Consider the following 17364-nt stretch of genomic DNA (forward strand, 5'->3'; position numbering starts at 1 on the left):
TTCATTCTTTCATCTTGTCACTGAAGTTATCGTCACATCTCTTCCATTTATAATAAATTTCACGTTTGTAGTCTTTTCTATCATATCCAGCACATCATTCAAATCCTCGTATTTCCGAATCACACCTGTAAAACGACGTTCTTTATACTCCGGGGAAGAGAAAATGAATTGTACATCATACCAGCGGGCAAGTTGAATCATAATATCACTCAATTTCATATTCTCGTACTCGAATATTCCCTTCACCCATGAAGTGTACAACGAGAGTTCGACAGCCCGCCGGCTTATTGCCCCGCTATGTTGGTTCACCACAGCCTGATAACCCGGCTCCAATACCACAGAATCATTCCCGGACGTCACCCTCACCGCCCCTTGTACCAAAGTCGTCATGATACTTTCATTTTCAGGATAGGCAGAAACACAAAATTTCGTCCCTAATACCCGCACGCTCACGTCATCCACTCGTACAATAAAAGGTTTATCCTTGTCATGCAATACTTCAAAATACACTTCCCCCTTGACGCTCACTTCACGAGTATCACCCGTGAATCGAGTGGGAAATGTCAATTGAGAAGAGGAATTTAACCACACCATAGTACCATCTGCCAAAGTAAAATGATACTCACCCCCAACCGGAGCAGAAATCGTGTGGAATACCGGTTTCTCTTCTTTTCCTTCGTTTTCCACACAATCATACCGTAACTCATTCTCTTCATTCTTCACGACCACCACCCCGTAGTGCCCGATTAACTCTTGCAAATTATCTCGTGTAAGATCAACTTGTGTCCCGTCCGCCACCGTTAAAGTAGCTTTCATTCCTCCCGACTGAACTTTAGCCAACACCGGTGCCATCTCTTTGCCACCCGGAGAATAAAACAACAAAAGCGCCCCAACAAGCAAAATCACCACGGAAGCTGCAGCCGAAACCTGAACCCATACCTTTCTCCTCCCGCGTGCCCGAACCTTTTCCCGCACTCGTTCCAACACACCCGAACCGTTTTCGTCCAAACAAGCAACAACCTGGTACTCCCGTACCATTTTCACTCCCTCCATAAAATATTGCTTGTTCTCCTCCGACTCCCCCATCCACGTGCGCAATTCCCGTTCCTCCTCTTTATTCAAGACGCCGGAACAATAATCACCTATCCATTGCCAAATTTTATCATTCATACTGATTCGTTTTTATATATATACCAGAAGAACGAAAAAGAGATGACAACTTTTTGAAAAAAATTATTGTTGAATGACAAGAAACAAAACCAACGTATTCCCGCCTAATTCCTCCTTTAGTTGTTTCAATGCCCTGTAATACATTGTCTTCACGGTATTCACGGTCACCCCGAACCGTTCTCCCACTTGCTGGTACGTCATATTATCCAGCACCACGGCTTTAAATATTTCTTTTGTTTTTCCCGGCAACGCCTCAACCCTGGCGTTCACCTTATCACGTAATCGACTGAACTCATCCTCATCACACTCTCCCAACTCTTCCAAAAAGTGATCCACGTACTTCTCCACATCATCAAACAGGATCTTTTTCCGGCGTACGGCAAATTTAGAAGCGGCTTTGGCTACCGCCCCGAAGAGATAAGAACGGACAGAACCGGAAAAAACACTTCGTTTTTTATTCATCCAAAAAGAAACAAAAACCTCCTGTACAATGTCTTCCACATCATCCCCATCCGAAACAAACCGAAACGCGTACGCGCATAACGCCCGATAATAATTATTATAAAGCATATTCAGACAGGTTTCATTGCCCGCCTCCAATTCACGTACAATTTCCGACTCGCTATATACCATAGATTAGAATTGCAATTATAATTCATACAAACTTACACAAAAATCCGCGATTTTTACACCCGCGGAATAAAAAAAACAAAAACACGTTTCCTCACGGGCTTTTCGTACTCGTAATATAAATATTTGTACCTCCAAACCTTTAGCTCTTAAATAAAAATCTATAACCTTTAGACCTCTTTTCATTTATTTAGAGAAAATGGTAACGTAAACACTGTTAAATACGTAAACTAAAACAGCGAAGTTTCACCTTTTTACACTAGTTTCGCTCTTGTATATATTGAATATTTTATTTTAGAAGAAATTATGAAGAAGTTTATTAAAATACTAGGTATCACATTGATAATTATTATATTTTTAGTTATAATTTGTGCAATTATCGCACCGCCGATAGCCAAAAACTACATTAACAAACACGGGAAAGAACTCGTCGGCAGGAAAATCCAAGTCAACGGGCTCTATTCAAATCTTTTCACGGGGTACAACCGGATCACCGATTTCACCCTTTACGAACCGGACGACACCACGGCGTTCGTGTCATTCGACACCCTCGTGGTAGACCTGTCTTTATACAGGTTACTCGCTAACGAATTACGGGTAAACGAAATCACGCTCGTGCACCCGCGGGTCATGGTATGGCAAAAAGGGGACGTATTCAACTTCAACGACCTGCTGGCACTAGCCTCATCCGACACCACGGAAACGGCATCCTCCAAGGACACAACAAACTCCTCCCCCATGACAATAGCCATAAGCAACATCAATCTCCGGCAAGGTCGCGTATACTACGAGGACAAAATACGCCAATCCGTCTGGGACATGGAAGATATGAACCTCCACATTCCCGGGGTTTACTTCAGCGGGGAGAACACGAACGTGGGCATCAACCTGAATTTCAGCAACGGCGGTAGCCTGCAAACTCAAACCGAATACAACTTGACAAACGGCGATTACCTCATCCATTTGAATCTCCAAGACCTTGCCATAGACAACCTGCAAGCCTACTTGACCGATTACTTGAATATCAGCAAACTCGGCGGGTTACTATCTGCCGACATGGATATAACGGGCAACGTGAATCACGTGCTCGATCTCTCGGTCAAGGGACAAACCGGATTAAAGAAACTATCTCTCGCGGACATGCACCAGAAGAACGTGCTCACTCTTGACACCATCGGGATAGACATACAGGAAATCAATCCCTCGACAAACACATTCTATTTCAACACCCTCACCATGAGAGGCCTCACCACCTCATTTGACTTGTACAAAGATCACAACAACCTCTCCGACCTCATGAAAGCCTCCCCCGCCGACACGACACGAAGCACGGTCACGACGGATTCCGTGGCGGAAACACCCACGCGGTTGAAATTAAACAAACTCGACATCGCCGAATGTTCCTTCACGTTTAACGACCACACGCTGGCACAACCGTTCTCTTTTCCCATGACACACATCTCCGTGCAGGCAGACTCCGTGACTCTTTCCGGCACGAACCATATTCTAATGAAGATGAACATGGGGCAAGGCGGAAGCGCGTTCCTCAACTGGAAAGGGAAACTCGACGACATCAGTAACCTCATGCTGACATTAAGCATCAAAAACGTAGACCTGCGCGGCTTTGCTCCCTATTGCCTCGCCTACTTCGCCTACCCGATACGGAAGGGGAATCTCGCTTTCACCAGCGTGAACGTGATTACCGACAACATGCTTGAAGGAAGAAATACACTGGATGCTTTCCGGTTCGAGCTGGAAAACAAACGCAAAGACCTAAAAGCGGAATACAACATCCCGATGAAGACCGCCCTTTATCTGATCAAGGATAAAAACGACAAAATCAACATGGAACTCCCGGTAAAAGGCAACATCACCTCCCCGGAATTCTCCTACCGGAAACTGATTTTCAAGACGCTTACCAACCTGCTCGTGAAAATAGCCGTCTCCCCGGTCACCTTCATGGCAAATTCATTAGGATTATCCCCGGATAAATTACAATCCATCCCTCTCGACCCCAGTCAATGGGAATTTACATCGGAACAATTCACCACGTTCAACGATCTGGCAAAAATCATCAAGGACAAACCCGCCATGACGCTGGTATTGGAACAGCAAATCAACCTCCCGCGAGCACGGGAAGAACTGGCTCTATTCAACGCCAAAAAGAAATATTACCTGTCACAACACCCGGAAAAAAGCGATTCCACCCTTCTGGCAATCGACTACGCCAAAATCGGCGAAATAGAAACCAAAGATCAAAACTTGAATACCTACCTGTCCGGTATAGTCGCCCCGGAACACCAAAATAATTCCGTGACCGACAAAGCCCTGTCCCTCGTTCCCGAACAAACCCTGCAAGACCAAGTAGACCGCTTCATCCGCCTAAGGAATCAAAAAGCCGCCACTTACCTTATCACCCAAGGAATACCCGAAGCAAACCTCCGGGTGGAAACGATAAAGCCGGAAGCCTTAAAAATCTACAACGGTAAAAACCAGTACAAGATCAACCTTGTCCTCCCGGGTGACGAACAAGCCCAAGCCGAAGCGGCGACAACACCCGCTACAAACTCCCCGGAAAAAACAAATGCTCAAACTACAACGGATCGGACATAATCTCCTACTCCATTTTTGCCAATAGAAAACATAAGAAAAGCTCAAAAAGAGCACGTCAAAAAAAATTGACGTGCTCTTCCTATAAATAACACTCTTTCTATTTCCTTTGCCTGCGCAAAAGCAAAATCATCCCTAACAACAACAAAACAGAAGGAAGAATCCATTTCACGAACACTTTCACCCATGTTCCCGAAGATATTCCCAAAAAGATTTTATTGTCAATCGGGTTCGGGTGTCGTATATCTACCGGCAATTCCTCATCGGACAACCAACAAAATGCCCCTTGAATCAACGAAAAATTCGAAGCCCGTATACCTCTCCGGACTGCAGAAAGCTCGCCCATACTAATACAATCGGCATCCCCCAGCACCAACACCCGTTGATTTCGCCCGTTACATTCCCTTTCAAGAGCCATCGCCGTTACCATCCGGGCTTCCCTCTCTCCTGCCGAGGGATTCAACTTCACGGTTCCATTCACGAAATCCGTCGTTTCCACCTCATTCCAACAACCAGAATCCCGAGATACCAACAAAGGAATCATCCTGAATCCCTTGTCTGCCTCCGAATCAATTCCCATAGCCCCCGGCATGGTAAAAATCGAACGCCGCCAACCGGCACTCACCCTGCTTAATCTCGCTCCCGCCAACGTCGAACGAACCACCAGCAAATCGGCAGGAAACTCTTCCATCGGTTGCACCAATGTCCCCGGAACATATCGAATCCCGAACTTTTCCAACACAGGAGCTAAATACTCATCGCTCTTCGGTTCTCCGGCTATAATCAAATTATTTCCCCGGTCAATATAATCCGACAACTGCTCTAGTTCCCAATCCTCAAACGCTTCCAACGGATCTGCTATCACCAGAATATCAATATCCTGCAAATTATCCTTTTCCGGTTCCAATTCGGACTCCACCACATCAAACCCTTGATTTAACAACGAATGCCTGAAATATCTGCCATAAGCGAACAAAGAATAATCCCGATTCTTATTTCTCGTGATAGAACGTTCCCCATGCCCTTTCAAAAAACCGACCTTAGGCAACTTCATAACCATACGTTTCAACGTTGCAGAAACCTCCGTTTCCGAAGGATGCTTCTGCATATCGGTAAATATCCTCAAGCGGGCGGTCTGACCGTTATCCCTTTCCAATATACGAACAAAATGATTCCCTTCCTCAGAGAGATCCACACGCTCACGGATCTGCTCCGGGGACAAATAATCATCCAAATTCAAGTTGGCAGCCTTCACCACCTTTTTCGCTTTCTCCTCGGCACTCAAACCGGGATACATCTGCTCCAATTTCGGATTATCCACCTCATCATAATAAAAAACATACTTCATCCTAATATCCGGCTTAAAGCGCACGTATTTCTCGAAGAAAGCCATATCACTCAAAACACCCTTTCGGGAAAAAGAATAAACATTATCCAAGAGATTCACGTAAGTCGTGATCGTCATTCCCCCATCCAGTCGTTTCACGATATCCTGACTAGCCTCAGAAATAGTATTCGCCTTCGTGTAAGTCCCGTCATAATACACTTTCAACACCGGACGAGAAGTCACGTAACCGGCAAGCATCGCCACCGCGAACACTCCCCCGTAACGCATCATCTTGGACAAACCGGAATAACGGGCACGCCCCAGCTGGATCTTCAAAAAACAGAATGAAAGAAACATCGCGATCACGATAATAAAATACAACACGTCCTCGCTACAAACCATGCCCTGCAAAAACGTGTTCACTCTCCCTCCCAAAGAAAGCCAGTACGTGATATCCCGCACGAATTCAATATCTTGCCCGACCCTTCCGACCAGATTCAACAACGCGAACACGACAAAAGTCCCCAAAGCGGCAACAATCTGGTACGAAGTCAACGAAGACATGAAAAGCCCGATAGCTGCGTAAGCTCCCAGCAAAAAATACAACCCCAACATCCCGATCAGCACCGGTCGCCAGTCAAAATTTTCAATCGTCACCCAACCGATAGCAACATACACCCCGATAACGAGCATCAAACAGAACCCGTATATCATAATACCGACATACTTTCCAAGCACAATCTGCCAACTGGTAATCGGGGCAGAGAAAAGTAATTTCACCGATCCCCGGCTAAACTCCTGACTCAACAACCCCATCGTCAACAAAGGAATATAAAGATACAAAGAACTTGACACCCCGCGCAACAAACCACCCATTCCCCCGTAATACACCCTCGCCGTCAAATTCATTAAATTCCGCCCCAACTCTTGGAACCGTCCCAACGACCCCATCATCTCCCCGAAATTAATACCCATCTGCAACATGAATATTATCAATATAAACCACGCGATCGGAGAATAAAAAAGGTTAGCTAACTCTAATTTCGCTATCTTATATATTGTTTTCATCATTCCACGTTTTATAATTCACGAATCTCTTTATTTGACAATTTTGCGAACACGGCATCCAAAGAACTCTTCTCGAAACGAATCTCTTCCAACTCCCAACCATTCTTCACACTGCACTTCACCACATCCTTTGACACATCCCGCCCACCGTCAAACCACAGGCGATAATTCTTCTCGTTCACTTTTTTCACCTTGGTGATTCCCTCCACGGCCAACAATTCATCTTCCAGCGGAGGGCGTTCAAAACATGCCAACAACGTGTTAGGTTTGATATAATTGTCAAAATCATCCACCGTACCGGAGAAAACAACACGCCCGCACTCGATCATCTTTATATCCCGACATGTAGCCTGCACTTCCGACAAAATATGAGTGGAAAGCAAAACCGTACGATCCGAGGCTATCTCTCGAATCAAATTACGAACCTCCACGATCTGATTCGGGTCCAAACCATTAGTCGGTTCATCCAATATCACGAACTTAGGGTCATGCACGATAGCTTGGGCTATTCCCACGCGTTGCTGGTATCCCCCGGATAAATTCCGTATCAAACGATCCTTGAAATGCGTGATACCGCAACGTGCCATTGCCCGGTTCACCGCCGACTGAATATCTTTTTTAGCGACAAACCTCAAGTCCGCACAAAACCGTAAATACTCCTCGACATTCAAATCCGGATAAATCGGTGGCTTTTGGGGTAAAAAACCGATATTCCTTTTTGCTTCCACGGGATGTTCTCTCAAATTAACCCCATCAATAAACACCTCCCCGCGAGTCTGATTCAACACCCCGCAAATAATATTCATGGTCGTTGACTTACCCGCACCGTTAGATCCCAACAATCCCACGATTCCTCCCGCTTCAATCTCAAAATTAATATCTTCTATCGCCCACTGCACCGTGTAACGATGAGATAAATGTTCCACTCTTACAATTGGATTTTTCATACAATTCATTTACATACAACATATTATTATACAGTGTGTCAAAACACACCTTTAGTCCGTAAAGTCCATAAGGTCCATAAAGTCTGTAAAGTCACTGAAGTCTTTCGGACAGAGTTTATCGGCAGCAACACTGCCGTAAGCAAAGCGCCCCGCAGGGGTCCATGGACTTTTGACCTTATGGACCTTACAGACTTTATAGACTAAACTTACCTCCTAAGCCCCATCTCCACGGCGATACTTTTTATAATATCATATTTCTCGAGACATCCCTTAAACCCCGCGTTCCTTTCCGCGAACCCCTCGTCATCACCCATCAACACCTCTATCAGATAACTGCACACATCATCCTTATACTCCGGTGTATACCTTTTACTCTGCCACCAGCGCAAGAAACCGGCTTCCCTCGGGTCTGTCGCCGCCCCATTCGATCCGGCATTATAATTCGGAATATTACTCTTGAACTTCGTGATAATATCCGAATACACGTCTTTTTTCTTGCACAGCACGAAACTCACTTGAAAAAACGCATCCACCTCCTTGGAATAATTCAACTGGATACTATCATACACTTCCTCCGCGACAACTTCCCAAGCCAAACGCTCCCGCTCCTCCTCGGACATTTCGTCCACTTCTGCCACCCGACCGATAACCGTCGTATTCATCCCCTTACGAGCCCCCACGACATCCGTATAAAACTCCTTTTGACGCAACTGATCCACCAAAAGATAACACGCCGAGCGATATCCTTTCGGGAGCTTGGGATACACCTCATCCCGAAACAACTCCACCCCCTTCTTCAATTTTTCCCGGTCCGTCGACTTCGTGAATGTCCACAATTTAGACATACCCTCTATCATGTAATTCGGGTTCAATATCTGGTAAAGCGTGTACTCTCCCCCCCATTCATTCACCTCCGTACGACTCCGAATCGTGTCCTTGTAAAAAAGAGGAATCCCCGTAGATTTATAAACCTCGTAAATCAAATGGTCTAACTCGTCGTCGCTATCCTCCACCACGTACCACTCCATATCCTTATAAGAAACATGAGTATCCTTATCATCCCGGTTACAAGCCATCAGCCCGCAACACAGCATCCATACAAATAAAATCTTTTTCATCTCTCTCTTTTTTAATATTCAACCAAAGGCGCACCATCCCTCTCGTTAGCGACCAACGTACCGTCATTAAAAGTAATCGCGTACTCCGGTATCGGCCATACCCAATTCCCGCTATTCTCGGAATAAGGAGCCAACCTGTAATAACCGATACGTGCCGATTGATTCACATACTCGTGTATAATCTCCTTCTCTTCCGGGAAAGTCGGGTGAACAGCGTAACGCCGCAAATCAAACCAACGGTGCCCCTCCCCACACAACTCCAAACGGCGTTCCAGCCGCACGAAATCCACCAAATCCTTCTGATTCGAGGGAATAACATCCATTGTCCCCTCCACCAAACGTTTTTCTCTCAACGCCCTCAACACCTCTACCGCCTCCTCCGTGCGTCCCAACATAATCAATGCCTCCGCCTTATTCAAATACACCTCCGGCAACCGAAGCAAAAACTCGCTCGAAACCATCGTCGAAACAACCGGCGTTAAAGGAGAATACTTCATCCATATCCACCCGATATTCCTCACGTTATTAAACCAATGAGAATACCTCAAATCGACATCCGCATCATACCTCCCCAGCAAATCCTGTGTCAGCATATAAGTAGCCACTGCGGATTGCCCCATGAATATCGGGTTTCGGGCACTACACTTTCCCTGCGTGAATATCGTTTCCGGGGAATCCAGAAAAATGAAATCCTTCTTGGGCTCATGCTCGTTAATATCATACAAATCGTACCGTTTACTCTTCAAAACGGAATCGCACATCGCCACACAATTCTCCCAATTCTCCTCTCCCGCCATGTACAGGTACACCCGGCTCAACATAGCACGTGCCGCGTCCACATTCGCCCTTCTCTTCGTCGTTTGCGTCGTTCCCTCCAGATAAACGGCAGCACTCTTCAAATCGGAAACAATCGAAGCGTACACCTCAGCCAGCGAAACCCGCACGTAATGCTTATCCTCGACATACTCCGTCAACTTCAACGGCACACCGGGTTCACTCGCCGCCGTCTTGGCGGAATACGGCTTCGCGTACAAATTCACCAGATAAAAATAATCCATCCCCCTCAAGAAATAAGCTTCACCCTTCACTTTTCTATACGCCTCGCCTTCCGACGCGAAATCCTCCGCTTTAGTCATCACCACGTTAATCGCCGCCAGATATTTATAAAACGTCGACCACACCCCGTCCTTCTGCTCCACCCCGGCACTAGACACGAAAGGATTAGCCAACCAATAATGGAACCCCCAATATCCCGGCGTCGTGGGTTTTCTCACGTACTCCGTGTCATCATCCATCACGTGCAACATAGGCAAAAAATCCGACGTGTTTGAAATATAACCGCTTCCCACCAAAAGCTCGTTCAAATCATCCACAGTCTGTATATAAGTCAAATCCTGCGAGTACTCTTCCAAAAAACCGCTACAAGCGGAAAAAAGACCACCCAAGCAACACAGCCACAAAACATAAATCATCTTTCTCATAACCATACTCGATTAAAAAGTTACATTCAAACTAAACGAATACGTGGGACGCACGGACTGCGCGATTTTCGTCGAACTACCCGTTTGCGTGGAAGGATCCTGCCCTTTCAACGCCTTAGCCCCCCAAGTGTACAGGTTTGTACCCGACAAACTCACGTAAGCACTTTTCAAAAACAACCGGTTACACCATCTCGTCGGCACATTATAACGCAACGACACCGATTGTATTTTAAGATAATTCCCGCTCACGACACGAATATCCGAGTAATCATACATTTGCCAGATATTCGTCCCGAACGAATACGTTTCTTTACGCCACCAACCGTTAGACAAAGACTTCACGAACTCATCATCCGATATAATCCCCGGCACATTCGTGTACGCCTCATCCCCCGGGCTCTTCCAACGCCTTAAAAACTCCCGGCGAACGTTCTCCATCGGCTGTGGAGCCAACGTTCCGTTCTCCTTGGCAATATTCGGGTACATTCTCAACAAACGCACCTTAGAACCTATACTATAACTCAAATTCAACGCCAACGCAAACCCTCTATAAGAAAATGTATTACGTACACCTCCCTGCAACTTCGGCACACGGCAACCGGAATAATCCATCACTTCCAGGAACACCTGCTCCTTCGTCATCTCAGCGTAACGACTCTTGTTCGTGATCACCTCGCCATCTTCTCCCAGCACTTCCTCTCCATTCACCGTGTAATTAACCTCTGTGCCACTGAACATCGGGCGGCCATCCGCCGGGTCCAAACCCGCGAAACGGTAAGAGAAAAAACTATTCAACGGTCGACCGGCAACTTCTACCCTTCCATTCAAATAATCCGTGTAAGTAATATTATCCTCGTCGCGCAAACTCTGCTTCTTGCCGTTATTTATAGCTTTGTTAAGCAACTTATTAATCACCTGACCGAACTGAGGATCAAAACTCCAACGAAAACCGTTTTTCGAACCACCGCCAAACGTGTTCACCGGGATAAAATTCAACGCGAGCTCCATCCCCCGATTCGTCAACGTACCCTTGTTCACCACGTAAGCATCTATTCCGTTAACCTCCGAAACCTTCTTGCTCAAAAAAGCATCCCTCGTCTTCTTGTAATAATAAGAAACAGAACCCCGTATCTTATTTTTCAAAAAAGCAAAATCCAAAGTCGTATTCACGCTGGAAATTTTCTCCCACTTCAACAAAGGATTGGGATACTTGTAAATCGTAGAAGCGTACTCGTTAAAATACTTGTCATGCGTTCCCCGCTTTATCACGGTTTCCACCGTTTCCGAATCCAGCATATTTCCCTGATAACCGAACGAAGCCCTCAAAGCCAACGTGTTCACCCAATTGGCACGCTCCATAAACGCCTCCTTCAAATTAAGCCTCCCGGAAACCGACCATATCGGCAAAAACTTATCATTCGCGCGGGAACCAAACTTGTTCGAGGCATCCACGCGGGTATTAAAATTCAAAGTATAGTAATCCTTGTAACTATACGACAACGTGAAATACCCCGAAATCATATTCGTCAACTGATCAGTACGAATCCCCTTCGCCTCTGCCGTTTGCAACCACTCCGCGTACTTCACGTACTTTTTCAAATCAATCTCCGCCATCTGCAACCCGCGTTCCTTCAAAAAACCGCGATAAGTCTGTTCCAGCCCCTTATACTTATTAGAAGACATTTCCCCACCTAAAGCCGCCACGATCATGTGATTCCGGGCAACATCCAAATACTTGTTAAAATTCAACTGTCCCCTCAAAGTATAGGCATTCCTTCTCGTGTTCTTCTCCTGCAATTCCCCACCCACGGGCAATCTATTATAATTAAGATTCTCCGAGCCATCCGGCATATTCGACCTCAACTTCCTGCAATAATAAGTATCCTCCCCGTGCCAGATATCCTGTTCCGTGTTATTCACCGAATAAGAAAGCGTCAAGGCAAACTTCAACGGGTCCATGATACGGTACCCCAACGTTCCGGTAAAAGTCATCCCGTGGGAATCAATATCCTGCGTGCTGTTTTCCACCTCCTTCAAAATATTAAACAATTGATAATACCCCGTATTATCGCTTCCCTCCCGCGCGTAATACCAGTAATCACCCGATTCCGTGTAGGCAGGAAGAGCCCTCGTGGTATTATAAGCGTATTCCGTGACACCCACATCCGAAGGCGTGTATCTCTTCTCTCCCACGTTCCCTTTCATATCAAAATGCAAATCGAAACGGTTGTAATTCACATCCACCTTCAAGCTGACCGAGTACAACTTATTCTTCTCCCTCCGCTCGGCACCCTTCATATCGCTATACCCCACGGAAGCGTAATACTTCGTCTTGTCCGTCCCGCCCGACAAACTCAGCGTGTGCTTATGCGAGAATGAATTCTGCATCAACAGATCGAACCAATCCGTGTTCACTCGCTCGTAATACCCCACGTCTTGCTGGAACTTCTCGAAAGAAATCTCCCCCCTGTAATACTTCCTGATCGCTTCCTCGTACCCGATCCAAGTCTTAATTGTCGGGTAAACCGTCTGCTTGGCAATCAACTCACGCGAGAAATCAATCCGTTCCTCGCTATTCATCACGTTCACCGCACGGTCCGTGTAATAAGGGCGACGGGTATACGTGCCGGAAAACGAATAAGACACCGAGGGCGGACCCGCCTTCCCCTTCTTCGTCGTGATCACGATCACGCCATTCCCCGCACGGGCACCGTATATAGCCGTTGCCGAAGCATCCTTCAGCACGTCGATTTGCTCGATGTCCTCCGGATTCAAGCCGGATATGGCATTCCCCAACAGATTCACGAAATCCAAATCATTAATCTGCGAGGGATCCACGTTCACCGGATTCTCTTGCACGATCCCGTCAATCACCCACAACGGCTCCTGCGATCCCAACACGGTGGAAGTCCCCCTGACGCGCAAACGCGGTGCGGCACCAATCTGTCCCGTGTTCTGCATAAAAACCATCCCCGGCACGTACCCCTCCAGCATCTGGTCTATCGTCTGCAACCCCGGAGTAATAATATCCGCGGCCTTAATCGTGGTAACAGCGCTGGTGTTCTTTCTCGGGTCAATCGACTGGTAACCCGTTTGCACCAACACCTCCTCCAACTCAGCGACACACTCCTTCATCACCACATTAATCGTGTCATTGCCCGCGTACTTGACCTCCAAAGTTTCCATACCGATAAAAGAAAACACGATAACCGGCTTCTCCACCCACGGGAAAACCAACTTATACTTCCCATCCTTATCCGTGGCAGTACCCAAACTAATCCCCTTCACCGCCACCGTCACGCCCGGCAACGGTTTTCCATTCTCGTCCTTCACGCTTCCGCTCAAACTCCGGTTCCTCACCTCATCCCTCTTCTCCTTTTTCTTGATAACAATCGACTTCATTTCAAACTTGTACTCGAACTGTGTCCCGGCAAACAACTTCGCCATCACCTCCTCCACCGTCACATCCCTCATCTGAAGTGTCACCGTATCAAGCTCCTTCAACTGCAACGCCCCGTACACGAAATCCAACCCCGTCTGCTTGTTAATGGATTTAAACACTTCTTGTACACCGACATCTCTCACGTCGATCGTCACCTTCTGGTGTTGCGCCATAACTCCCGTCGTAAACAACAAAAATAACAGCAATACACACCCTCTCGCGACATAAATTCCCGATTCTTCAAATTTTTTCATAACTTTGCAATTAGTTTGACATTTTGATGCAAACGCATCAATCTACTACCGGTAGTTAGCCCAATAACTACCGGTTTTATTTTTATCACGTACCCACGGTCACGACATTTCCATTCAACTGAAAGCGCACGACAGCCGTTTCCCCGATCAAATGCAACACGTTACTCACCTCCGTGTAACGGGTAATCACCCCCGTGAACGTCTGCTTCTTCACCCGTTCGTCAGCATAAAGAACTTTTATGCCATACCAGTTACTCAAACGCTTCATAATCTCCTCGATAGGCTCATCCTCAAACACGAATTTACCCTCCTTCCACGCCGTGTACACGTACGGGTCAACCTTCCTCACTTTTACAGACCGCGACACCTCGAAAAACTCCGCCAAATCATTCGGGCTCAACACCACCTCTTTGCCCGACTCCATAACCCGTATTCCCACCTTACCGTCAACCAACACGGTTCGTACCACGTCCGTCCCGTAATTATTCACGTTAAACCGCGTGCCGTAAACCGTCACCTCCACCCCATTCGCCACCACCACGAACGGACGCTCCGGATCATGCGCCACCTCGAAATAAGCTTCCCCGCTCAAATGCACCTCACGACAATCCTCCTTGAATATCTCCGGGTAACGCAGTCGTGTCAACGCGTTCAACCACACCCGGGACCCGTCGGACAACACCACTTGATACTCACCCCCGACCGGAGTCGTCAACGTATTATACCGCTCCTCACTCGCGCACTCCCCCCCGCCCAACTCGTAAGCGATACTCTCTCCCGAACCGACAACACGCACTTGACCAGCCAATTGAATATCCACATCCCGATTCGGAGGCAAGGCTATCGTATCCCCGCCCGCGATAGTCAATATCGCTTGACGAGTACCCGGATACACCGGTTCCTCGTTCAAAAGCACCCGCGTATCCTCCCGCGCAAACTCGTACCACGACAAATAAACAGCTATCAAAACAGGAATAACTATAACGGCAGCATACTTGTACCACCCCTCTTTCCAAACCAAACGCCTCTCTTTTCTCACGGGCTGTTGACGCATGAAATTCCGAAAACGCTCCAACTCCACCCGTTTCCGTTCCGGGGTAACACTCGGACCATTCACCAGATTCCAGACCTTCCGCAACTGTCGGAAATACGCCCTATTGCCGGACTCCTTCACCCACTCCGCCACACGGCGAATCTCCCCGGGAGAAGCCTTCCCGTCAAGCACTCGCCATATCAATTCATCCATCTCGTTTGCCATAGTATTTTCCTTTATACATATATGACAACTCTGAAAAGGATAACCCCTACGCCCGAATCAAAAATTTGTAACAAAAATAACACAAAGTAACCATTCCAAATCCTTCCGCAAACGGGACAAAGCTTTAGTCATCTGTGCTTCAACCGTTTTCACGGAAACATTCAACTTCTCCGCGATCTCCTTATTAGACAATTCCTCCATTTTACTCAAGACAAATACCTCCCGGCAACGCTCAGGCAACCGTTCTACAGCCTCTTCAAGCACCTTTCTTATATCCTGTTCCAGCAATTCCACCTCTACCTCCGGTCGCTGAACAACCTCCTCGAAATAAAAATCCAACATCTCACGGTCGATATAATTACGGACAACCTTTTGATGTTTAATCGCATTCAAACAACTATTATACACGGACTTATACAAATACGACTTAATCGACAATCGCACATCCAACACCTTCCTATCCTCGTAAAGTTTACAAAACGTGCTCTGCACCAAATCATTTGCCAACTCCACCTCCTTCACGATACGCCCGGCATAATTCACCAAACCGTCATAATAATTATCAAAAAGATACACGAATGCCCTTTCCTCACCACTCCGCAAGGACTTCACCAACACATCACTATCTTGAAAATCATCCATCTTACGACATCTTTACGAGCCACCACATCCTGTTCAACTCCGGCACACGCCCAACGTCCCCGACGCCTTCTTCCCGTCGGCACTCACGGCAAAACCGTACACCACCAACTTCCCCGCGTCCCAATCTCTCGGCAACTCCCACGCCATATCCCCACTCACACCCCTCGTCCCCAACTCCACCTTCCTACACCTCCGCAAGCCACTTTCATATACCACCCCGTACAAACGGTCATCCTTGAACATGTAAGGCATCAACGGTTGCTTCACCCAATGAAACATCACCCGCCGCATATCCCCGTCAACCTCCGCCTGTATCGACGGCAACGCCAACTCCCCGGCAGAAAGCGAAAGGGACAACAAATCGAACGTCACGTTCAAATCATCATCAACCTCCACTTTTTTGATATTCTCTTTCAAGAAACCATTCAAACACACCTTCCTTGACGAAGTACAAAACCCCAAGGGCAACACCCCCACAATCCCCCGCCTAAGCCGGGCAACCTCTTTCATCCGCAAACGCTGCTTTAACTGAGCCAAAGACTTCGCATCCCGCACGACGAAAGTCTTTGCCCTTGCCACCTGCTTGTCACCCAATTTATACGCGGTCACGTTTCCCACGGACCCTGACAAATCTCGAAAAATAGTTGAATCGAATATAGCCATAACCGTTTCTTTTTAAGATTTACTAATACTAAAATACCGGCACGGGGAATAACGCCTCTCCGTTTCCGAAGCGAAAAAACAATATAAATGTACCGTTTTCCACGTACCCTCGGGCAAATTCACGACTCCCGCACCGTCACCCCTGCACGACCTATCCATCTCCAACACCACCGGACTATACGGTTCATCGTCAAAGATCGCGGCTACCAGCAACCGATCTGTCGCCTGTGCCGTCACCGAACCGGAATTATCTATCCAACTAAACAAAGCGTACGTTTCGTCCCCCTCGATCATTTTCATCTCGAAAGGCAATTGCAAACTCCCTGCCGTCAATTCCAATCTCGAGTAATCAATATAATGCTCTTTCCCGAACACGTTCATATTAGCGTGCAAAAACCAATGATAACCGGAACGCCGCTCTTCCTCGCGAGCGGCAACATCAAGCACATCTTTCAACATACCATCCCGCATCGCACGATACATCGTCTGTGCCCCCGGCAACTTCGCCCGCTGCATCGTCTGCCCGTCCGTACGAGGGTTAGACACATTCTCCGCCAATTTCCGCATATACGTCTTCTTCCCCACCCGATAAATCACGTAGCCATCAAGTTTCCCTGACGCCCCACTCAATAAAGAATCATTTAATGTAGCCATACCTTCCTTGTTTTACTTACACCATACACACCTACTTATCGGTCAAATCATAAGAAAATCCTATCATTCACCGTTATCTATAACAAATATCCGATAGAAC

12 protein-coding genes are annotated in these 17364 nt (G+C 47.0%); 1 reads left to right on the forward strand and 11 read right to left on the reverse strand.

Features of this window, described 5'->3' with window-relative positions:
- Nucleotides 1-9: 9 nt before the first annotated feature.
- Nucleotides 10-1170, reverse strand: coding sequence for a FecR domain-containing protein (locus ACK8P8_RS14865; RefSeq protein ID WP_369860756.1), 1161 nt, complete (start codon nucleotides 1168-1170; stop codon nucleotides 10-12).
- Between the two features lie 63 nt (nucleotides 1171-1233).
- On the reverse strand, nucleotides 1234-1803 hold the full coding sequence (locus ACK8P8_RS14870) for an RNA polymerase sigma factor (protein ID WP_369860757.1): 570 nt from the start codon (nucleotides 1801-1803) through the stop codon (nucleotides 1234-1236).
- A gap of 303 nt (nucleotides 1804-2106) precedes the next feature.
- Between ACK8P8_RS14870 and ACK8P8_RS14875 the strand changes: the two genes are divergently transcribed.
- Nucleotides 2107-4413 carry a DUF748 domain-containing protein gene (locus tag ACK8P8_RS14875; protein WP_369860758.1) on the forward strand — a complete coding sequence of 769 codons (2307 nt, stop codon included), beginning with the start codon at nucleotides 2107-2109 and terminating at the stop codon, nucleotides 4411-4413.
- A 97-nt stretch (nucleotides 4414-4510) separates the two neighbouring features.
- On the opposite strand, the gene ACK8P8_RS14880 is transcribed toward ACK8P8_RS14875, so the two are convergent.
- The 9 genes from ACK8P8_RS14880 to ACK8P8_RS14920 form a co-directional block, all read right to left on the reverse strand.
- On the reverse strand, nucleotides 4511-6805 hold the full coding sequence (locus ACK8P8_RS14880) for a Gldg family protein (RefSeq protein ID WP_369860759.1): 2295 nt from the start codon (nucleotides 6803-6805) through the stop codon (nucleotides 4511-4513).
- Between the two features lie 11 nt (nucleotides 6806-6816).
- Nucleotides 6817-7752: an ABC transporter ATP-binding protein gene (locus tag ACK8P8_RS14885; protein WP_176554891.1), complete on the reverse strand. Its 936-nt coding sequence runs from the start codon at nucleotides 7750-7752 to the stop codon at nucleotides 6817-6819.
- Between the two features lie 206 nt (nucleotides 7753-7958).
- A complete protein-coding gene (locus ACK8P8_RS14890) occupies nucleotides 7959-8870 on the reverse strand; it encodes a hypothetical protein (RefSeq protein WP_369860760.1) in 912 nt (303 codons plus the stop codon).
- Nucleotides 8871-8881: 11 nt separating this feature from the next.
- Nucleotides 8882-10351 carry a RagB/SusD family nutrient uptake outer membrane protein gene (locus ACK8P8_RS14895; RefSeq protein WP_369860761.1) on the reverse strand — a complete coding sequence of 490 codons (1470 nt, stop codon included), beginning with the start codon at nucleotides 10349-10351 and terminating at the stop codon, nucleotides 8882-8884.
- A 12-nt stretch (nucleotides 10352-10363) separates the two neighbouring features.
- Nucleotides 10364-14047 carry a SusC/RagA family TonB-linked outer membrane protein gene (locus ACK8P8_RS14900; RefSeq protein WP_369860762.1) on the reverse strand — a complete coding sequence of 1228 codons (3684 nt, stop codon included), beginning with the start codon at nucleotides 14045-14047 and terminating at the stop codon, nucleotides 10364-10366.
- A gap of 85 nt (nucleotides 14048-14132) precedes the next feature.
- Nucleotides 14133-15305 (reverse strand): FecR family protein, encoded by a 1173-nt coding sequence (locus tag ACK8P8_RS14905; RefSeq protein WP_369860763.1) that lies wholly within the window; start codon nucleotides 15303-15305, stop codon nucleotides 14133-14135.
- 57 nt (nucleotides 15306-15362) lie between these two features.
- Nucleotides 15363-15947 carry an RNA polymerase sigma-70 factor gene (locus ACK8P8_RS14910; protein WP_186977705.1) on the reverse strand — a complete coding sequence of 195 codons (585 nt, stop codon included), beginning with the start codon at nucleotides 15945-15947 and terminating at the stop codon, nucleotides 15363-15365.
- A gap of 33 nt (nucleotides 15948-15980) precedes the next feature.
- Entirely contained in the window at nucleotides 15981-16610 is a 630-nt protein-coding gene (locus ACK8P8_RS14915) for a hypothetical protein (RefSeq protein WP_099290310.1), read from the reverse strand.
- 12 nt (nucleotides 16611-16622) lie between these two features.
- Nucleotides 16623-17264, reverse strand: a complete 642-nt coding sequence (locus tag ACK8P8_RS14920) for a DUF6266 family protein (RefSeq protein WP_186977707.1) — start codon at nucleotides 17262-17264, stop codon at nucleotides 16623-16625.
- Between the last annotated feature and the right edge of the window lie 100 nt (nucleotides 17265-17364).

The organism is Butyricimonas muris, from assembly GCF_046365375.1.
GTDB classification, from domain to species: domain Bacteria; phylum Bacteroidota; class Bacteroidia; order Bacteroidales; family Marinifilaceae; genus Butyricimonas; species Butyricimonas muris.